We start from the raw sequence: 19651 nt of genomic DNA, 5'->3' as shown, positions 1-19651 counted from the left end.
GACAGGCGATCGGTTTTTTCAAACCAAAGAGGAAGGGGCATGGCGAGTCTCTCGGGAACCCGACGGATCTGGCTGACGGGGGCGACTTCGGGCATCGGCGAAGCCCTGGCCAAGCGGCTGCTCGCCGACGGTCATCGCGTCGCATTGACCGCGCGCCGGAAAGAGGCGCTGCAACAGTTGGCGGAGGGCTATGACAATGCGCTGGTGGTACCGGCCGATCTCACCGACCGTGACGCCACGCGTCGCGCCGGCAACGCCATCGACGATGCTTTCGGGGGTCTCGATATCGCCCTGCTCAATGCCGGCACCTGTGAATACCTGGATGTCGCCCGCTTCGATGTCGAGCTGGTCGGTAGAGTGTTCGCGACCAACTTCCACGGCACACTCCATGCCATCGATGCTGCGCTACCCTTGCTGCGGCAAGCCAGGGGCGGCGAACGACGACCGCTGCTGGCGGGCGTTTCCAGCGCGGCCGCCTATCTGCCGCTGCCGCGAGCGGAAGCCTACGGCGCCTCCAAGGCCGCGATATCCCATTTCCTCGAATCCCTGCGCCTCGACCTCGACGCCGAGTCGATCGACGTCAGCGTGATCCATCCGGGTTTCGTCAAGACACCGCTGACCGAGCGCAACGACTTCTCGATGCCGATGCAGATCGAGGTGGAACAGGCCGCCGACTACATCATCGACGGTCTCGAGCGAGGTCGGCTGGATATCCACTTTCCACGTCGCTTCACGTTTCTGGTCAAGGCGCTGGGCATCCTCCCGCCGGCACTGCGGCGCCGCTTCGGCCTGCGCATCGCCAACCGCCGCCGGGGAGAGTCGGCATGACCCAGCCCCCGCAGCGGATCGCCGTGGTCGGCAGCGGCATCGCCGGCATGACCGCCGCCCACTATCTCTCCCGTCGCCATCAGGTCTCTCTGTTCGAGGCCGACTCACGACTGGGTGGCCATACCGCGACCTTCGATATCGATACCGGTACCGAACGCCACGCGATCGATACCGGCTTCATCGTCTACAACGATCGCACCTATCCGCTTTTCGAGGCGCTAATGGCCTCGCTGGGCGTCCCGGGCCAGGCGACGGAGATGAGCTTCTCGGTCCACGAGAGCGATCGCGACTTCGAGTACAACGGCCACACCCTGACCAGCCTGTTCGCCCAGCGCCGCAACCTGTTGCGCCCGCGCTTCTACCGCCTGCTCAACGACATCGTCCGTTTCAACCGCCGGGCGACCGGCGATTTCCTGGCCGACCGCCTGTCGCCGTCACTGATCCTGGGTGACTATCTGGCCGGCGAGGATTACGGTGAAGATTTCCAGCGTCGCTACCTTTTGCCCATGGGTGGCGCCATCTGGTCCGCCAGCGAAGCCGGCATGCGCGACTTCCCGGCCCGCTTCTTCGTGCGTTTCTTCCATCATCACGGTCTGCTGTCGCTGACCGACCGCCCCCAGTGGCACACCATCATGGGAGGCTCGCGGGCCTACATCGCCCCGCTTACCGAGCCCTATCGCGAACGCATCCATCTCTCGACCCCCATCCTCGGCCTGGTCCGGGACGATGACGGCATCAGCCTCCACACGACGGCCGGTGAACGGCATTTCGACCAGGTCGTGCTCGCCTGCCACAGCGACCAGGCGCTATCCATCCTGGGCCCTCAGGCGAGTCGCGCCGAGCGGGAGGTGCTGGGAGCCATCGGTTACCGTCGCAACAGTGTCGTGCTGCACACTGACACCGGCATGTTGCCGCGCCGCCGCCGGGCCTGGGCGAGCTGGAACTATCGCCTCGACGGCCGCGATGCAGAGGCGTGCGTGCCCGTCACCTACAACATGAACATTCTCCAGCGGTTGAAAAGCGACACCACCTTCTGCGTGACGCTCAACGATGAGCAGAACATCGACCCGGCCCGCGTGCTGGGCCGCTACGAGTACGCCCATCCTCAGTTCACGCTCGCCGCGCAGCAGGCCCAGGCTCGCCACGGCGAGATATCCGGCGCTTCCCGACGCACCCATTTCTGCGGCGCCTACTGGCGCAACGGTTTCCACGAAGATGGCGTGTGGAGCGCGCTGCGCGTGGTCGAAACGATCGACGGCAGCCGACCGTCACCCGCAGCGACAGCGCCCGCGGCAGATCACCAGGAAGGGACACCATGCCATTGAACGATGCCTGTCCCCGCAGTCGTCTCGCCGTGGGCCATCTGCGCCACCGGCGCTTCCTGCCGCGCTGGCACGCCTTCGATTATCGCGTGTGGATGCTGTGGCTGGATCTCGATGAGCTGCCGGCGCTGCTGGCGCGAACGCCAGGTTTCGGCACTCGGCGTGGCGCGCTGGCCCGCTTTCGTCGCGAGGACTATCTGGCGCCGCATGACCTGCCGCTCTCCGACGCTGTCCGGGCGCGCCTCAGGGAGGAACTGGGCAGCGCTCCGACCGGCCCGATCCGCATGCTCAGCCAGGTCCGGCTGTTCGGCATGCTGTTCAATCCGTTGACGCTCTATTACGCCTACGATGACGAGGAGAGGCTTCAGGCGGTTCTCGGTGAAGTCACCAACACGCCATGGCGCGAGCGCCAGGTCTACGCCTGCCGGGTCGATCCGACGCGCCACACGCAGCAGGCCGCATTCGACAAGCGCTTGCACGTCTCGCCCTTCAATCCGATGCAAATGCGTTACCACTGGCGCTTCAACTCGCCGGAAGCACGTCTGCTGATGCACATGGAGACATGGCATCAGGACGCGCGCCATTTCGATGCCACGCTGACACTCACGCTCAAGCCAGCGACGCGAGGCGCGCTGGTGATGGAGTTGATCAAGCATCCCGGCATGACGCTCAAGACCATCGTCACCATTCACTGGCAGGCGCTCAGACTCTGGCTCAAGCGCACGCCGATCCACGACCATCCCGGACGGGAGACTTCGTCATGACAGCCGCCCGATCACCCTCCACTCACCCCGCCGCGGACGCACCGAGGCTGTCACGCTGGCTGCGCCTCCGCATGCTCAGGGCGCTGGACGACCTGGAGGGCGGCAGGCTGACGCTGCGCGAACGAGATAGCGTCCACCACCTGGGGCGTGGCGATACTGGCTCATCGACGGTCCATGTCGACATCACCATCCATGATCCGAACGTGTGGCGCCGCTTCGCCCTGGGCGGCACCGTCGGCGTCGCGGAAGCCTATATGGATGGCGCCTGGGAGGTCGACGATCTGGTCGGTCTGGTGCGTCTGTTCGCGCGCAACATCGAGCGCGTCAACGATGGCATGGAAAACGGCACCGCACGCCTGCGCCGCTGGGCCTTGACGGCGCTTCACGCCCTCCAGCGCAATACCACGCGGCGCTCTCGGCGCCATATCGCGGCCCATTACGACCTGGGCAACGAGCTGTTCGCGACATTCCTGGATCGGGAGCACTGGATGTACTCGAGCGCGGTGTTTCCACGCGCCGAGGCCACGCTGGAAGAGGCGTCGACACACAAGCTCGATCTCATTCTCGACAAGCTCGCGATCGAGCCGCACCACCATCTGCTGGAGATCGGCACCGGGTGGGGCGGACTGGCGATCCACGCCGCCAGGACGAGAGGTTGCCGCGTCACCACCACCACCATCTCGGAAGAGCAGTACGCCTTTACCGCCGAACGCGTCCGCGAGGCCGGACTGGCGGACCGGGTCACCCTGCTGAAGGACGATTACCGGGATCTGGAGGGTCGCTTCGATCGGGTGGTCTCGGTGGAGATGGTGGAAGCCGTCGGCCATCAGTACCTGGGCACTTACTTCGCCTGCATCGACCGACTGCTGAAGCCGGACGGCCTGGCGCTGCTCCAGTGCATCACCATTCGCGACCAGCGTTTCGAAACCGCCAAGCGCGAGATGGACTTCATCAAGCGCTATATCTTCCCGGGCGGCTTCCTGCCTTCCCATACGGCGATGCTCAACGGATTGAGCCGGCACACCCAGCTCAACCTGCTCGACCTGGACGAGATCGGACTGCACTACGCCCGCACGCTGCGGGAATGGCGCCTGCGCTTCGAATCCCGTCTCGACAAGGTGCGTGCGCTGGGCTACGACGAGCGCTTCATTCGCATGTGGCGCTACTACCTCTGCTACTGCGAAGGTGGCTTCCTGGAACGAACCATCGGCACCAGTCATCTGCTGCTGGCCAAACCGGGAGCCAGGCGCGCACCGCTCACCGGCAGCGTGTAGCCGCCGGCCGATGAGGGTCATGACCCGCGGTGGGGCGCTCGCCGTCAACGCCCTGCTGTTCCAGGGCGGCTGGTTCCTCTGCGTGCTCGGCGGCTCGCCCTGGGCCCTCGTCGCGACCCCACTCATCCTTCTGGTCCACTGGCGCTGGCTGGCGCGGCCGGGGGAGTGGCGCTGGTGGCTGGGGTTGCTGCTGGCCGGCATCGTCGTCGACGGCGGCCTGGTCGCCGCCGGCGGCATCGAGATGGAAGGGAGTCTTCCCCTCTGGCTATGGGCGCTCTGGCCGCTCTTCGCCACCACACTTCATCACTGCCTGGCCTGGCTGTGGCGCTACCGGGTGCTGGCTATCGCCTGCGGCGCCCTGGGCGGACCATTGAGCTATCTCTCGGGGGCGGCGCTGGCCGGGGTCGAGATTCGCCCCTGGGCGCTCGCTATCGAGGCAATTGTCTGGGCCGGTCTCTGCGCGGGCCTGGCGCAGTATCTCGGCAGACGGCGAGCGTCCGGGCACCGCAGACGGGCAATCGGGTCGAGTCGGGACGACGCCGATCAGGAGTAGACGCTGGTGACCGATTGGCGCAGTCGCGTTTCGACCTCGCCGGCGGGCTGCGGCCGCGCGTAGAGATACCCTTGGACATGGCGACACCCTCTCGCCAGCAGGAAATCGCGCTGCTCGGCGGTTTCCACCCCCTCGGCAATGACATCCAGATTCAACCCCTGTGCCATCGCCAGCACCGCCGAGGTGATCGCCGCATCGGCGTGGTCGTGGGGCAGCGCACGAATGAACTCCCGGTCGAGCTTGAGCTTGTCGACCGGCAGACGCTTGAGGTAGGCCATCGACGAGTAGCCGGTACCGAAATCGTCGATGGCGATCTGCAGCCCTTCACGCCGCAGCGCTTCCAGCCGCGGCGAAATGTCGCCAGCGCGCTCGTCGAGCAGCACCGACTCGGTCAGTTCGAGGCCGAGCAGTCGCGCCGGCACCCGGTACTGGTTCAGTGTCGAAATCAAGTGGGCTTCGAGGTCGCCCTGAATCAGTTGCAGCGCCGACAGATTGACCCAGACGGGCAGCACGCTCAGCCCCTGGCTTCGCCAGGTCGCCAGTTGCGCCACGGCCTGCTCGATGACCCAACTGCCCAGCGCGGGCATCAGTCCGTGGCGCTCGGCCAGCGGAATGAACTCGTTGGGCAGGATCAGCCCATGTTCGGGATGGTGCCAGCGCAACAACGCCTCCATCCCCACCATGCCGCCATCGTCGAGACGATGCTGGGTCTGGTAGTAGAGCTCGAGCTGCGCCCCCTGGGCCAGGGCCTGGCGCAGTTCGTTGAGGATGATCAGGTGGCGGTCCGACTCGACTTCCAGAGAGGGGCGGAAACGCCGGTCATGGTTGCGCCCGTGTCGCTTGGCGCTGTAGAGGGCGGACTCGAGCCGCTGGAACAGGACGTTGGGATCGTTGCCATCCTCGGGGGCGCGACAGCTGCCGATGGTCAAGCCCAGGTGCAGCGAGTTGTCGTCGATCTCGAAGGGTTCGCTCAGGTGATGACGCAGGCTGGCGACCCACTTCTCGTGGTCGTCGAAGGTGGTGGTGCGGATGACCATGAACTCATCACCCCCCAGCCGCCCGACGATACCACCGGCCACCTGCGCCGCCAGGCGCTGGCCGAAGCGCGACAGCAGGCGATCCCCGCTATCGACGCCGAGACTGTCGTTGATCGCCTTGAAGGCATCGATATCGACCAGCGCCAGGTCCAGACCTTCTCCCGCCCGCAAGTGGCGCAGGCGCGAGGCCAGCAGATCGTGCAGGCGCCGCCGGTTGGGCAGGCCGGTCAACGGATCCTCGAAGCCGATGCGACGCAGGTCCTGTTCGCGAGCCTTGTGCCGGCTGATATCGGTGAACAGGCCGACATAATGGGAGACCCGTCCCTTGCGATCGTGGCAAGCCTGGACCCGCAGCCACTCGGGGTACTGGTCGCCATGCTTGCGCTGGTTCCAGACCTCGCCTTCCCAGCGACCGGTGGTCTTCAGCGTCTGCCAGTAGCGATCGTAGAAGGCCTTGTCGTGGCGCCCGGAGGAGAGCGAGGAGGGGTTGAGCCCGCGAACCTCCTCGGGGGTATAGCCCGTGATCTGGGTAAAGGCGGGATTGACGGTGACGATGCGGTTGGCGGTGTCGGTGATCATCACGCCATCCGGCGACAGCTCGAGGGCCTGCTCGCTGAGGCGGCGACGCTGGTGCTCCAGCCGGGTCTGGCGCCAGACGTCGGCGACCCCCACCATGACCAGCGCCAACGCCACCAGCCGCAGCGTCAGCAACGGCAATACACTAGCGGCAGCCAGTGCCGCTAGGCCCAACCAGGTCAGCGGTCGATTCAGCGTGAAGGAAGGCCACATAAGATGTCGTTTATCGTCGTTATGGTTTGCCTGGCGGCTATCGGATAGATTCCGTTCCCGTCCCGCATCATGCCCCGGCGACGATCGCCAGGGCAAGCGCCGCGGGGCCCATTGCACCATGGTTCGCACGAGACTAGGCTTTGGCCGGCGTGCATTCGGTGTCCGCAGCCTTTAGACTGGCCGCGCCTCGGGATGACGAGGCAAACTCTTCTTCGATTCTCGGAACGATCCAGTGACCAGACAGCACTCTTTCAGCCAAGACGATCTGCTGAGATGCAGCCGGGGGGAACTGTTCGGCCCCGGCAACGCCCAACTGCCAGCGCCCAACATGCTGATGCTCGACCGCATCACGCAGATCAACGAGGATGGCGGCAAGTACCACAAGGGCGAGATCATCGCCGAGCTGGATATCCATCCCGACCTGTGGTTCTTCCAGTGCCATTTCCCGGGCGATCCGGTGATGCCGGGCTGCCTGGGCCTGGACGCCATGTGGCAGCTGGTGGGTTTTCATCTCGGCTGGCTGGGGAACCCCGGTCGCGGCCGGGCATTGGGCTGCGGCGAGGTCAAGTTCTCCGGGCAGATCCTGCCGAGCGCCGGTCAGGTTTCGTATCATATCGAGATCAAGCGCGTGATCACGCGCCGCCTGGTGCTGGGCATCGCTGACGGCACGCTGTCGGTCGATGGCCAGGATATCTACCAGGCCAAGGACTTGCGCGTCGGTCTGTTCACTAACACTGAGAAATTCTGAGCGGGAGGCTTCCATGAAACGAGTGGTAGTCACCGGCCTGGGTATCGTTTCCTGTCTGGGCAACGACGCCCAACAGGTGCTCGACTCTCTGCGCCAGGGGCGTTCCGGCATTCGCTTCAAGCCGGAGTATGCCGAACTCGGCTTTCGTAGCCAGGTCGCCGGTGTCGTCGACATCGACATCGAGTCTCTCGTCGATCGCAAGCAGCTGCGCTTCATGGGAGACGCGGCGGCCTATGCCTATATCGCCATGCAGCAGGCGATCGACGATGCCGGACTCGACGCCAGCGACATCTCCAATCCTCGCACCGGCCTGATCGCCGGCTCCGGCGGCGCGTCCAGCGCCAACCAGGTCGAAGCGGCCGATGTGATGCGAGAGAAGGGGCTGCGTCGCGTCGGCCCCTATCGAGTGACCCGGACCATGGGCAGCACGGTTTCCGCCTGCCTGGCGACACCGTTCAAGATCAAGGGTGTCAACTACTCCATCTCCTCCGCCTGCGCCACCTCGGCGCACTGTATCGGCAGCGCCGTCGAGCAGATCCAGCTCGGCAAGCAGGATGTCGTATTCGCCGGCGGTGGCGAAGAGGAGCACTGGACGCTGTCGTGCCTGTTCGATGCCATGGGCGCATTGACCACGCACTACAACGACACCCCGGAAAAGGCCTCGCGCCCCTACGACGTGGATCGCGATGGATTCATCATCGCAGGCGGGGGCGGCATGCTGGTGATCGAGGAGCTCGAGCACGCCAAGGCACGCGGCGCCAGGATCTACGCAGAGGTCACCGGGTACGGCGCGACATCCGACGGTCACGACATGGTCGCCCCCTCCGGCGAAGGCGCGGCACGCTGCATGCGTCAGGCGCTCGCCGGGCTGGAAGGCAAGGTCGACTACGTCAATACCCACGGTACCTCGACGCCGGTGGGCGATGTCGCCGAACTCAAGGCGATCCGTGAGGTCTTCGGCGACAGCACGCCGGCGATGAGTTCGACCAAATCGCTGACCGGTCACTCGCTGGGCGCCACCGGCGTTCAGGAAGCGATCTACTCGTTGCTGATGATGGAGAACCGCTTCATCTGCGCCTCGGCCAATATCGATACGCTCGACGAACAGGCCAGTGGATTCGACATCGTCCGTCAGCGTCGTGAAGACGTCGACATCCGGCGCGTGCTCTCCAACAGCTTCGGCTTCGGCGGCACCAACGCCTGTCTGGTGCTGGATCGCTACGAGAGCTGACCGTCGGCGCGCTCGTCGTCGACGAAAAAGGCGCCCCGCGGGGCGCCTTTTTCATGGCCGGATTCACGGTTTCAGGAGGGCAGCTCCGCCGGTGCGGCCTTGTCCGGCGAGGCCGGGCGCGGCACCTCGGAAATCTCGTTCAGGGCGCTCTCGATCCACGCCTCCATCTCGGCCATCACCTCTTCGGGCTTGCGCCCCACCGTCTCGATCGGCTCACCCACCACGACGTGGAGCACGCCCGGCTGCTTGACCCAGTGCCGTCCCCATCGCTCGCCGGCATTGTGCGCCACCGGCAGTACCGGCACGCCGGTGCGGCAGGCGATGACCGCGCCGCTCTTGTTGAAACGGCGTCGCTGCCCAGGCGGAACCCGGGTCCCCTCGGGGAAGATCAGCACCGACAACCCCTCCTCCAGGCGCTGCTTGCCGTGGGAGAGCACCTGGCGCATGGCGGCCGACGGCTTCGAGCGATCCAACGGAATCGGCCGCAGCAGTCGCACCCCCCAGCCGAACAGTGGGATGTTGAGCAGCTCTTTCTTGAGCACGGTGCAGATCGGCGTCTTGAGCAGTTGCAGGTAGACGGTTTCCCACTCGCTTTGATGGTTGGCCAGCACCACACAGGGCCCTTCCGGCACGTGCTCCCGCCCGGTCACCTGATAGCGGATGCCACAGGTGATGGCGAGCCAGCCGACGATGAAACGGTTGTGCCAGTTGAACAGCCTAAAGCGCGAGCGTATCGGCAAGGCAAAGCCCACCGGCAGCATCAGCAATCCCGAGACCAGGATTGCCAGGAAGTAACCGATATAGAAGATGATGCTACGAAAGACTTTCATGTGTCGGCCGCTTCCTCTCTGCTGCGACGTTGATCGCCTGTGTCGACCTCATCGTGAGCGGGATAGCGCTCCTGACACCACGCATCCAGCATCAGCCCTAGCTCCAGGCGCCAGGACTTCTGATGGATGCCGAAGACATCGAGTAGCCGACGACAATTGAGTACGCGCCGCAGCGGCGTATCATGATGCTGGTCGAGCCCCTCCAGTCTTCCCAGCGTCGGCGACTCTCCCACCCCCGCCAGCCGCGTCTCCAACTGCGTCCGTACCACCGAGCAGAAGGTGAAGACGCTGACCGGCTCCGTGCCGCAGAGATGATAGGTGCCCCAGGCGTTGGCACCACTCTCGAGCTGCAGCAACACGCCCGTCAGGGCGCGGGCCACGGCCACGACGGAGGTCGGGCACACCACCAGGTCCCTGGCCGCCCTGACCGACTCGCCACGCATCAGCGCGTCGATCAGTTCGCTCAGCCAGGCGTCCTCGCCCTCGCGCCCGAACAGCGGCCCCAGTCGCCATATCAGATGCCGGGGATGGCGGCGCACGAGCTCGCCGACGGCGACCAGACGGCGCATCGCCTCATCCCGCGGTCGGGGCAGGACATCCTCGTCGATGGGGACGTCGGCGCCATCCTCGTACAGCGCATCGGAGACACACCAGACCAGTGGAATCTGCCTTGCCCGGCACGCCGCCAGCAACGCCTCCACCCGGTCGGCATGGGAGTAGACCACCGCCGGCTCGCAGCGCCCCGGATCCGCCAGCGGCGGCACGATCACGACATCGGGCTCGACCACCGCCAGTGCCTCGGCATCTCCCGCCGGCCACGAGACATAGTCGATATCACCCCGCTGCGCGGAGATGGCGTGCAACGCCCGGCTCAGGCAGTGCTCCGCCTGCAACACCAAACACTTCACGATGGCACCTCGGAACGCCTCATCGCTCTGGAATCCTTACTTTGCTGAGAACTACACTGCCCTGGCCGATCCCGGACTATGATAGAAGACGCCTTGTCCGCTCTAGGCTCGATGACGGGGAAGTGCCGATCGTGGCGGACACCGATAGTGGCAGACATCGAGGCCCGCAGGAACCGCTCGACCATTCGCTCATCCATGGAGAGAGTCAACATGAACAAGGATGTCGCCGTCGCCTGGGAGATCGGCGCCGAACTCGGCGAAGGCCCCATCTGGTCCGACACCCTTCGCGCCCTGGTGTTCGTCGATATTCGACAGGCCAGGCTGCACGTCTATCATCCCGCAGACGGCGAGCGTCGGAGTTGGGATCTCGAGGAAGCGTGCTGCTGGCTGCTGCCTCGAGAAGGGGGCGGCTTCGTTGCCGGCCTGCGCTCCGGGGTCGTGGGGCTCGAACTCGATGAGCGTGGCCCCCGCATCGGCAAGCGTCTGACCCCGATCGAGTGGCTGTCGGCAGGCGACCGCCTCAATGATGCCGGAAGCGATACGCACGGCCGCCTCTGGTTCGGCTCCATGGATGACGCCGAAAACGAGGTACGCGGTCATCTGTTCCGCCTCGACAGCCGTGGCGTTACCCTGATGGACAGTGAATACCACGTCACCAACGGGCCCGCCATCAGCCCGCACGGCGACACACTCTACCATAACGATAGCGCGCGCCAGACCGTCTTTGCCTTCGATCTCGACGCTGATGGCGAACTGTCTAACCGTCGCGAGCACATACGCTTAGCCCCGGGCGCCGGCTATCCGGACGGCATGACCTGCGATCGCGAGGGCGGGCTGTGGATCGCACTGTGGGACGGCGGCCGTATCGCCCGATTTCACGCCGATGGCTCGCTGGACCGGGAGATCGCCCTCCCCGTCTCCCGCCCCACCTCCTGCATCTTCGGCGGCGACGCACTGGACCGGTTGTTCGTCACCTCGGCGGCGACCGGCTGCCATGACGAACCGCTGGCCGGGGCACTGTTCGAGGTCGCGGTCGAGATCGGCGGCATCGCCACCACGCCAGTGATCCTGCCCAACGACCCGGGGCTGTAGCACGGCCGGGGTCACCCGGCCGCGGGGGCTGCCAGCACGCGGCGGTAGAAGCCGAGGCAGACGGCGACGAACACCGCCAGCCCCAGCCACCGGGCGATACCGGCGAAGCCGTCTCCGACCAGCGCCAACGGGGCCGGCGCCCCGCTCAGGCCGATGACGCCGGCCAGCAGCACGCCGACCAGGCTCTCGCCGACGATCAGCCCGGAGGCGAGCAGCACGCCACGTCGACGCGGCCGCTCCGAGGCACGCTCGACGTCATCGCCCCGTGCCAGCGCGCGGGCGCGGAGCCGGCGATCGATCAGCCAGCCCAGCACGGCGCCGATCACCAGCGGCATGTTGATACTCGGGGGCAGGTAGATACCGATCCCCACCGCCAGTACCGGTAGACGTGCCTTGCCCCCTCGCCGGCGCAGCCACTCGTCGACACCGATCAGCACGGCGCCGATCGCCAGACCGATGATGATCATCGTCCATTCGAGATCGTGGGAGAACACACCGCGCACGATGGCGGTCATCAGCGAGGCCTGGGGCGCCCCCAGGGCCTGCCCGGGGTCCATCCCCTCCCGTGGCATCGCCCCGGCGAAGCCGTAGGCGTTGTAGAGCAGCGAGAGCACTGGCGGGATGACCAGCGCCCCGACCACGCAGCCGATGATCAGCGCGACCTGCTGGCGCCACGGCGTGGCCCCCACCAGATAACCGGTCTTGAGATCCTGCAGGTTGTCGTTGGATATCGCCGCCACGGCGAGGATGACAGAGGTCACGAATAGCGCCAGCGCCGTCGGCAGCATGCGCGCCACCGCCGGGTCCAGCACGTCGAACGCATCACTGACGGCGGTGAAGCCCAGCAGCAGCAGCGACACCAGGATGACCGCCACGATGCCGATGCCGGAGATCGGACTGCTGGAAGAGCCGACCAGCCCGGCCATGTAACCGCAGGCGGCCGCGATCAGGAAGCCGAACACGCCCGCGAACAGCACGCTGCCCAGGGTCAGCGTCCAGAACGCGGCGCCGGCCAGCTGCGGTGCCGCACCGTGGAGAAAGATCGCGAAGACCACGGTCAACAGCACCAGCAGCGCTACCGTCAACGCCAGGATGATGCCCGCCGGCAGGTCGCGCTCGGTTCGCGCCTGGTCACGGAACGCGCCCTGGTCGCCGCGCATCGCCCCCAGTGACGTACGAATGCCGATCAGCATCGGCTTGAACAGGGTCGCCAGTGTCCAGACCGCGGCGATCCCGATGGTGCCGGCGCCGATGAAGCGGACCTTGTCGGACCACAGCGCCATGCCGGCATCGGCCAGCGACTGCCCCGCCTCCATCGGGGTGACGCTGGTCAACCAGGGGACCGCGATACCCCAGGCGATCAGCGTCCCGATCAGCATTGCCATGCCGCCGACGATGCCGACCAGGTAGCCGGCGCCGACCAGCGCCAGCGAAAACCCGGTCGAGAGCTGGAATGCCGCGCGACCGACCGAGAACCACACGCTGATGCTATCCGCCAGCAGCCGCAAGCCGCCGCTGGCGATCGAGAAGCCGGCCGCGACGATGCCGCCCAGCAGAATCTCCCGGGCACCGGGTTCATTCCTGGCGCCACCGGCGTCTCCGTCGCCACGCTGACCCTCATCGGCAGCGCGGGCCGCATCGCGGCTGCCGACCTCGAGGATCTCGGCCGCGGCGATCCCCTCCGGATAGGGCAGATCGCTCTGTACCACCATCACCCGGCGCAGCGGGATCGTGTAGAGCACGCCGAGAATGCCGCCGATGGCGCAGATCGCCGTGGTCTGCCAGAACGGAAAGCCCTGCCAGTAGCCGATCATCAAGAGCCCCGGCAGCACGAAGATGATCGCGGAGAGCGTTCCTGCCGCCGAGGCCTGGGTCTGGACCATGTTGTTTTCGAGCTTGTTGGCACCGGCCACGCGTCGCAGCACGGCCATGGAGATGACCGCGGCGGGAATCGCCGAGGCGAAGGTCAGCCCGACCTTGAGCCCCAGATAGACATTGGAAGCGGTGAACAGCAGGGTGATGACGGCGCCCAGCATGACGCCTCGCAGCGTCAACTCGGGCAGACGGGCGTCATCGGGGATAGGTTGTGGCATGGAGACACTCTTGAGGTGAAAGGCCGGCGCAGGATCGAGGCGCTGCCGCCGCGATCGTCGGGGCCACCATCGCCCGCGGAAACTGGCAGTACAGGCAAATCGTTAGATGGCTATCTAGAAGGCCATTCTAGAATTCCCACGCTCTTGCGTCGAGGCGGCCGGGCTCCCCCGGCGGAGATTGAGCACGCCGCGCTCACCGCGCCTCGATGATGTTGCCCTGGGCATCATGGGTGAGCGTCACCCGGCGATGGCGCTGGAGCGCGGCCACCTGGTCCGAATTCATGCCGAACGAGAGCGCCAGCCGCTCGGGGGTCAGCGGCAGCGCCGGCTGGCGCCGATCGACGTGTCGGAAGCGGCGGTAGTTGTAGAACGCCCATACCAGCAGCGTGGCCCCCGCGAGCACGGTGATGACCGCGTAGAGTGTCAGCGAGGCCCAGCTATGGTCTTGGCTGTCGATCACGTAGGACTCGAACCGTCCCACCCCGAAAATCCAGCCGCCAATCGTCGCCAGCGGTAGCAGCAGATAGAGCCACAGCAACCAGCCGATGCCCGCCAGCAGCGCGAACACACTGCGCTGGCGCCGTGACTGCAGGTCGGGACGGTGGATGATTCGAGGCAGCCCGGCGGCGCCTCGCTGGTTGTTCGCCTTCGGCATGTCGAGCTCTCCTGTCAGGGTTGGATACCGCGGTCCGGGCTGCTCCAGCGCGCCCGCTGACGCCGCGAGGCCAGCAGGGCCCTGGGCACGGCGACCACTGCCGTGAGCGTCGAGAGCACCCAGTAGAGCAGCGGATACCAGATGACCCAGAAGTAGTGGCGAAGAAAGCCGGCGCGTTCGTAGCGCTGGTCGATGCTCAGACTGACCAGGAACTGGATCAGGCAGGTGGCGCCCAGCAGCAGTCCGTTCCATTGCGGCAGCAGCGTCGCGATCTGCCAGCGTGGCGGCAGCGGTACGAACCCGCCGATGCAGAACAGCACGGCGATGGCCAGCATGACGTAGGCCCACACCAGGCTGGTGAGATACTCCAGCGCCACCCCCCAGAAGCGGCGCTGGCGCCAAGCCAGCAGTCGCCCGCCGTAGCGCAGCATCACCTCGACACCACCCTGGGCCCAGCGCAGGCGCTGCTGCCACAGGCCCTTGAGGGTTTCCGGCATATAGATGTAGCAGAGCGCCTCTGGCTCGAAGCGGATGTCCCAGTGATGGATCTGGAGACGCCAGGAGACATCGATGTCCTCGGTCACCATGTCGGCGCGCCAGTAGCCGATGCTGTCCAGCGCCGCCCGGTTGAAACCCGTGATCACCCCGGAGACGGTGAAGATACGCCCGTAGGTGCGTTGCGCCCGCTTGATCAGGCCGATGATCGAGGAGAACTCGCCCACCTGGATCTTGCCCAGCAGCGTCGAGCGGTTGAGGATGCGCGGATTGCCGGTCACCGCGCCGACACGCGGCCCCCCGGTCAGATGCTGCATCATCCAGTAGACGGCGAAGGGATGGAGCAGCGCATCACCATCGATACAGACGAGGTAATCCGAAGGGGCCGCCAGCGCACCGGCGCGCAGCGCCACCGCCTTGCCCTGATTGGCCGCGAAATGGATCACCCGCAGCCGCTCGTGCTTCTCGGCCAGGCGATCGAGGATCTCGCCGGTCTCATCGTGGCTACCGTCGTTGATGGCGATGACATCGAACTGCGGGTAGCGCGTCGCCAGAGCGTAGCGAATCGTCTGCTCGACCTGATCCGCTTCGTCGAAACAGGGCACCACGATGCTGACGTGAGGGGAGTCGGGATCCAAGGTCTCCAGCCTTGGCGTCATGTCCTTGCCACGCTCGCGGCGAAGATAGAACCAGAGGCCACCGATGATCCACATCCAGGCCATGAAGATCGGGTAGTAGAAGGCAAAACCGAACATCACGTCCCGCCAATCGATGGCCGAGACCCAGGCTTCGATATCGGCGATCATGGTTGACTCCGAAGACGAGAGGTCGAGTAGGGAAATTCGTTGAGGCTCATGCCCTCGAACGTGGGCTGGAAGGCCGGCATGCCGGTGATGAAGTCGTCCGGATAGTAGGCGAGGTTCAGCCCGCCCCGGCGCACCAGCTGATGCATCCACGCCTTGAAGCGCCCGGGCTCGATCCAGCGATCCCGTGCCCAGTCGTAAGCCTGCAACTCGAATACCGTCTTCCTGAGCCCGTCGGGCTGGCGCATCACCTGGTCGATCAGGTCATCCAGCCAGCGGCTGGCCGAACGGTCATCGCGTGCCATGTCCGCGTCGTCGAGGTAGGGCATCGCCATCAGCGCCACCTCGTCGTAGTTGTCGAGGAAAGGATCCAGCGCCTGGGCAAAGCGCGACTCGGCAGCGGGGTCGAGCACGACCCGCGCGTAGATATTGCGCGCCACCCGGAAGCGGTTGCTGAGATTGGCGTACTCGCGCGCGGCGGCGACCGCCTGATGACTGAAGTCGATCAGCGCCCGGGTCTTGTCACGCGCACTCAGGTCGCAGTCGGTAAGCGCCCGCTGACCGCCGGGCCACCGCGCCGCGGGGTTGCAGGCCTGAGCATCTTCGTCCGCGGCGAGATAGGCGTCATCGTGAATCAGGATGCCGTCGATCCCCGGGGTGTTGCGGGCCAGATCGCCATAGATCCCGCGAACGAGCGCCAGTGCAGCCGGGCGGAACGGACTCAGCCGGCGGTAGTCGCGATCGGCGATCCGGCTCTTGCCGTCGCTCCCCCTGGCTCGCACCGCCAGTTGCTGCTGTCGTTCGGCGTCGGGCAGGTCGAAGGCGAGCAGCGGTAGCCAGGCGTAGACATCGACCCCGGCCCGGGTCTTGAGCTGCCAGGCGACACGATTGAACAGATCGGCGCGCATCGGCAGGTAGTCGTTGGGGAAGTAGAGTGCCGAGGCAGTGCCATCCCCATCCGGATCGGCAAAGGCCTGCAGATAGACCGTGCGCACCTGCATGGCCTGAATCCGATCCAGCAAGGCGCTGAGATTGGCATTGACCTGATCGGGGTCGGGATCGTAGAGATAGTCGAGGTCGACCTGCACGGCCCGTTGAATGCGCCTGGGCGGATCGACGGTCTGCGCGACCTGGGATTCTACGGCCACCGGATCGGGATCATTCATCACCAGGAAGCGACCGAAATCGGGTCCGCTCGACGGGATCGAGAGACGCTGATCACCGAGACTGAAGGTGAACCGGTAACCCGCCTCTCTCGCTATCCTTTCGGTGACGGGGTTGGTCGCGCCGTAGGGCCAGACCAGGGTGCGCGGCCGAACCCCGGTGTGCCGCTCGATGATCTCGGCGCTGCGGACCAGGTCGGCGTGAACGCGCCGCCGGTAATCGGCGTCGCTCTCGTACGCGCCACTGACGGCATCGTAGCGTCGTGTCAGCGCTGCGGGTTCCACGTTACCCTGCGGATTGGCGAGGATCCCGTGGTGGAGGTCATCGGTGTGCGAAGCCACTTCCACCAGCCCCGAGGCCTGCATCTCGCGGACCTGGTCCCAATCCACGAAACCCTCTGCCCCTCTCTCGCGACCGTTGTAGAGAACTTCGTTCGCCGCCCCAGCGTCGCCGTCCCCACCGATGACCGCCCCCTCCTCGAGCCGCGAGGCCACCGGATCGGTAGCGGCTGCCGTCACCCTGTCGCCACGCCCGACCCGCTCGATCCAGCCGGTCTCCACCGCGAACAGCGCCGGATAGCCGAAAGCACGTAGCAGCGGAAAGACGCGGCTGTAGAAGCTCGCCAGCCCGTCGTCGAAGCTCAACAGCACCGCGTTGGGAGGCAGCGGCCGCCTGCCCTCCCGGGCCGCCTCGATGTCGTCCGGGGAGATCGGGTGCCAATCGTTGGCCGCCAGCCAGTCGAACAGCGACGCCAGGCGTTCGGTGCTGACGGCGTAAGGGTCCCGATCCACGGCGGGCCGGGTATCGTCCCGCACATCGTGAAACCCGAGCGTCACGAAATGACCGGCGGGGATCTGCAGCGTCGTCACATCTCCCGGCAGGCCGGTCGTCGGCGGAGATGACGGCGCTCCCCGAGCCTGCGCTGCCGTCGACAGCGCGCCCAGTAGCGCGACCAGCGCGAAATGGAGCAGGGTCGATCGCATCACAGCACTCCCTCGAAACCTAACTGTCCGAACCAGCGCGCTTCGCGCTCGCCCTCGTACTCATGACTGCCCCAGCCGACGCCGTAGTTGACCGACCAGGTCCGCGTCAGCTGCCAGACGTGGCCGTAGCGCGCGTCGTAGCCCGGCGCGCTACCGTGGCCTCGCTCCCACTCGGAGGCCGTGCCCAGCGAGACGTTCTGCGTGAAGGCGTGGTCGTAGCGCCGCCAGGTCAGCCAGTCGTGCTCGAGAGTCACTCCGGCGGAACGGGTATCCTCGGGGCTGTAGTAATCCGTTTCGCTCTGGCTGTTGTGCTCGGCGGAGAGCGAGCCGAGCAGGCGGGTCCGATGATGCGCGCTAGCCTGCACGCGCTGGGTCAGCTCGGCGGAGACGTCGCTGCGCAGGTTGCCGTCGCTGATGTCCAGTGCGCCCAGCGTCAGCGTCGCCTGGCGCGACTCGTTCTGACGCCAGGTCACCTGCGCCTGGTAGAGGCGTCCATCCTGATCGCTGCGCTCGGCGCGCAGCGGGGTCTCCGGCGACTGAAACTGGGTCAGCAACTGGTACTGCCAACGATCGTCGAGCCACTGCGACCAGCCGAGCTCGACGCCGGGATCGTCGCTGGCGTTCTCGCCACTCACGCCGGCCCACCAGTGCCGGCGCAACCATCGGCGTTCGATGCCGACACCCCAGCGATCCTGGCGCTCGGCCCCACCGTCGTAGTCACCCCAGCGCCAGGATTGTTCGATGTAGGCGCGGTAGCCATCCTCGCGCCAGGGCGAATTGAGGCGCAGCCGGTATTCACCGTCGCGGCTGCCGTTGACGGCGCTCCCGCCGCGAGAGCGACCGAAGCTGCCCTCCCCCTCGAGGGAGAAGTGCTGACGATCCTGCCATTCGAGGTGGTTGCGCCGAATCGCGCTGTCGGTGGGAAACTGCGACGCCAAGGGTTCGATAGTGCGCTGCCAGCGCGGGAAGTTCTCGAGGTCCTGGGCATTCTCGGCAATGTTGAGCCGCGTGGCCTGATCCCTGGGCGCATAGGCCGCTGCCAGTTCGGCGGTCGACTGCGCCTGTTCGTACCAGCCTCTCGAACGCTGTGCGGTGGACAGGCCATTGATCACGTCGGTATTGCGCGGCGCCTGCCGATAGAGCGCACGGGCCCGTTCGAGAGCCTCTCCATCGTGACGACGATAGGTGGCATCCAGCACCTGCAGGCGATCGACCTCGCTGCGCTCCCAATTGGGCACCGGAGGCGTCTTCGGATTCGGCCGCGAGCGCCAGATCGGGGTGTCGGCGTCCAACTGCGCGAGCACCTCGGCCGCGGCGGCGTACTCTTCGCTCTCGATCAGGGCGTAGTAGTAGCCGGTCCGCACTGCCAACGATGGCCGCGCGCCCGACTCGATCACCTCGCGGTAGAGGCGTGCGGCCTGCTCCGGCTGCCGGCGAGCCAGATAGGCATCGGCAACGGCGGCCTTGGCGTAGACCGGCACATCGACCGATTCACGCTGCAGCGCCTGATAATCGGCAACCACCGCCTCGAAGCGGTTCAACTGGCGCAGCACCACCAGTCGATCGACGCGGGTCCGATGGCCGGCGTCGCTGCCGGGAGGGAAGCGTTCCAGATTGGCATTCAGGTCATCGAGCGATGCGGTCAAGGCCGCGTCACGCGCTCCGTAGCGCTGCCGCCGCTCGTGACGCGCCTGCTCCTGCACCCCATTGCGGATCCGGGCCGTCGCGGCATCGGCCCGAAACCGATCCTGCGTGGCCTGCGGCCACGCCGGCCGGTAGCGCTCGCGTAACCGCTCGGCACGGCGATAGGCCCCGAGATTGGACAGGCTGGAGATCGTCGTCTGGAGGGCCTGACGATTGTCTGGGACATACGTCAGCACTCGCTGCGCCAGTTGCAGCGCGATGGCCGGATGCCCCTGCTGACGCTGGCGTTCCGCAATGCCCGCCAGATCGTCGGCATTGGGGCGCCCCGACGGCCCTGGCCGCACGTCTTCGCCATAGGCCGAGGCCGGCGCCTCGGCGGGCGGCAAGCGCCCATCCGGAAAGCGCTCGGCTGCCTGGGCTGAATAGGCGAAGAGCGAC

The 19651-nt window shown here is 66.3% G+C and carries 16 protein-coding genes; 8 read left to right on the top strand and 8 right to left on the bottom strand.

Features of this window, described 5'->3' with window-relative positions; genetic code table 11:
* The first annotated feature begins 39 nt into the window (after positions 1-39).
* Genes DOM45_RS19655 through DOM45_RS19635 form a run of 5 tightly spaced genes read left to right on the top strand, consistent with a single transcriptional unit; the run spans position 40 to position 4741 of the window.
* Positions 40-828 carry an SDR family NAD(P)-dependent oxidoreductase gene (locus DOM45_RS19655; RefSeq protein ID WP_110603363.1) on the top strand — a complete coding sequence of 263 codons (789 nt, stop codon included), beginning with the start codon at positions 40-42 and terminating at the stop codon, positions 826-828.
* Positions 825-2153, top strand: coding sequence for an NAD(P)/FAD-dependent oxidoreductase (locus tag DOM45_RS19650; protein WP_110603362.1), 1329 nt, complete (start codon positions 825-827; stop codon positions 2151-2153). The genes DOM45_RS19655 and DOM45_RS19650 overlap by 4 nt, the downstream gene beginning before the upstream one ends.
* Complete coding sequence (locus DOM45_RS19645; protein ID WP_110603360.1) at positions 2144-2914, top strand: DUF1365 domain-containing protein; 771 nt, start codon at positions 2144-2146, stop codon at positions 2912-2914. Before DOM45_RS19650 ends, DOM45_RS19645 begins: the two co-directional genes overlap by 10 nt.
* Positions 2911-4188, top strand: a complete 1278-nt coding sequence (locus DOM45_RS19640; RefSeq protein WP_110603358.1) for an SAM-dependent methyltransferase — start codon at positions 2911-2913, stop codon at positions 4186-4188. The genes DOM45_RS19645 and DOM45_RS19640 overlap by 4 nt, the downstream gene beginning before the upstream one ends.
* A gap of 19 nt (positions 4189-4207) precedes the next feature.
* On the top strand, positions 4208-4741 hold the full coding sequence (locus tag DOM45_RS19635) for a DUF2878 domain-containing protein (RefSeq protein ID WP_110603356.1): 534 nt from the start codon (positions 4208-4210) through the stop codon (positions 4739-4741).
* On the opposite strand, the gene DOM45_RS19630 is transcribed toward DOM45_RS19635, so the two are convergent.
* Positions 4732-6567 carry a putative bifunctional diguanylate cyclase/phosphodiesterase gene (locus DOM45_RS19630; protein ID WP_110603354.1) on the bottom strand — a complete coding sequence of 612 codons (1836 nt, stop codon included), beginning with the start codon at positions 6565-6567 and terminating at the stop codon, positions 4732-4734. The genes DOM45_RS19635 and DOM45_RS19630 overlap by 10 nt on opposite strands.
* 232 nt (positions 6568-6799) lie before the next feature.
* Between DOM45_RS19630 and fabA the strand changes: the two genes are divergently transcribed.
* Together fabA and fabB are read left to right on the top strand one after the other, a co-directional pair.
* Positions 6800-7315 carry a 3-hydroxyacyl-[acyl-carrier-protein] dehydratase FabA gene (gene fabA / locus DOM45_RS19625; RefSeq protein ID WP_110603352.1) on the top strand — a complete coding sequence of 172 codons (516 nt, stop codon included), beginning with the start codon at positions 6800-6802 and terminating at the stop codon, positions 7313-7315.
* A 13-nt stretch (positions 7316-7328) separates the two neighbouring features.
* Entirely contained in the window at positions 7329-8546 is a 1218-nt protein-coding gene (fabB, locus tag DOM45_RS19620) for a beta-ketoacyl-ACP synthase I (RefSeq protein ID WP_110603350.1), read from the top strand.
* Positions 8547-8617: 71 nt separating this feature from the next.
* Here fabB and DOM45_RS19615 read toward each other — a convergent pair whose 3' ends face one another.
* Entirely contained in the window at positions 8618-9376 is a 759-nt protein-coding gene (locus DOM45_RS19615) for a lysophospholipid acyltransferase family protein (RefSeq protein ID WP_110603348.1), read from the bottom strand.
* The gene (locus tag DOM45_RS19610) at positions 9373-10284 is read right to left on the bottom strand and encodes a sugar nucleotide-binding protein (protein WP_110603347.1); all 912 of its coding nucleotides are present in this window, start codon (positions 10282-10284) and stop codon (positions 9373-9375) included. Before DOM45_RS19610 ends, DOM45_RS19615 begins: the two co-directional genes overlap by 4 nt.
* Positions 10285-10494: 210 nt before the next feature.
* Between DOM45_RS19610 and DOM45_RS19600 the strand changes: the two genes are divergently transcribed.
* Positions 10495-11376, top strand: a complete 882-nt coding sequence (locus tag DOM45_RS19600) for an SMP-30/gluconolactonase/LRE family protein (protein ID WP_110603343.1) — start codon at positions 10495-10497, stop codon at positions 11374-11376.
* Positions 11377-11387: 11 nt separating this feature from the next.
* On the opposite strand, the gene DOM45_RS19595 is transcribed toward DOM45_RS19600, so the two are convergent.
* The 5 genes from DOM45_RS19595 to pgaA form a co-directional block, all read right to left on the bottom strand.
* Positions 11388-13469: an OPT family oligopeptide transporter gene (locus DOM45_RS19595; protein ID WP_110603342.1), complete on the bottom strand. Its 2082-nt coding sequence runs from the start codon at positions 13467-13469 to the stop codon at positions 11388-11390.
* 193 nt (positions 13470-13662) lie between these two features.
* Positions 13663-14124, bottom strand: coding sequence for a poly-beta-1,6-N-acetyl-D-glucosamine biosynthesis protein PgaD (gene pgaD, locus DOM45_RS19590; RefSeq protein ID WP_110603340.1), 462 nt, complete (start codon positions 14122-14124; stop codon positions 13663-13665).
* A gap of 14 nt (positions 14125-14138) precedes the next feature.
* Positions 14139-15425 (bottom strand): poly-beta-1,6-N-acetyl-D-glucosamine synthase, encoded by a 1287-nt coding sequence (pgaC, locus tag DOM45_RS19585; RefSeq protein WP_110603338.1) that lies wholly within the window; start codon positions 15423-15425, stop codon positions 14139-14141.
* Positions 15422-17569 (bottom strand): poly-beta-1,6-N-acetyl-D-glucosamine N-deacetylase PgaB, encoded by a 2148-nt coding sequence (gene pgaB, locus DOM45_RS19580; RefSeq protein WP_110603336.1) that lies wholly within the window; start codon positions 17567-17569, stop codon positions 15422-15424. The genes pgaC and pgaB overlap by 4 nt, the downstream gene beginning before the upstream one ends.
* Positions 17569-19599, bottom strand: a complete 2031-nt coding sequence (gene pgaA, locus DOM45_RS19575; protein ID WP_157958479.1) for a poly-beta-1,6 N-acetyl-D-glucosamine export porin PgaA — start codon at positions 19597-19599, stop codon at positions 17569-17571. Before pgaA ends, pgaB begins: the two co-directional genes overlap by 1 nt.
* Positions 19600-19651 lie beyond the last annotated feature (52 nt).

Source organism: Salinicola lusitanus (assembly GCF_003206045.1).
In the GTDB taxonomy this organism is placed as follows: Bacteria; Pseudomonadota; Gammaproteobacteria; order Pseudomonadales; family Halomonadaceae; genus Salinicola; species Salinicola lusitanus.
This window is presented reverse-complemented; position numbering and strand designations above follow the sequence as displayed.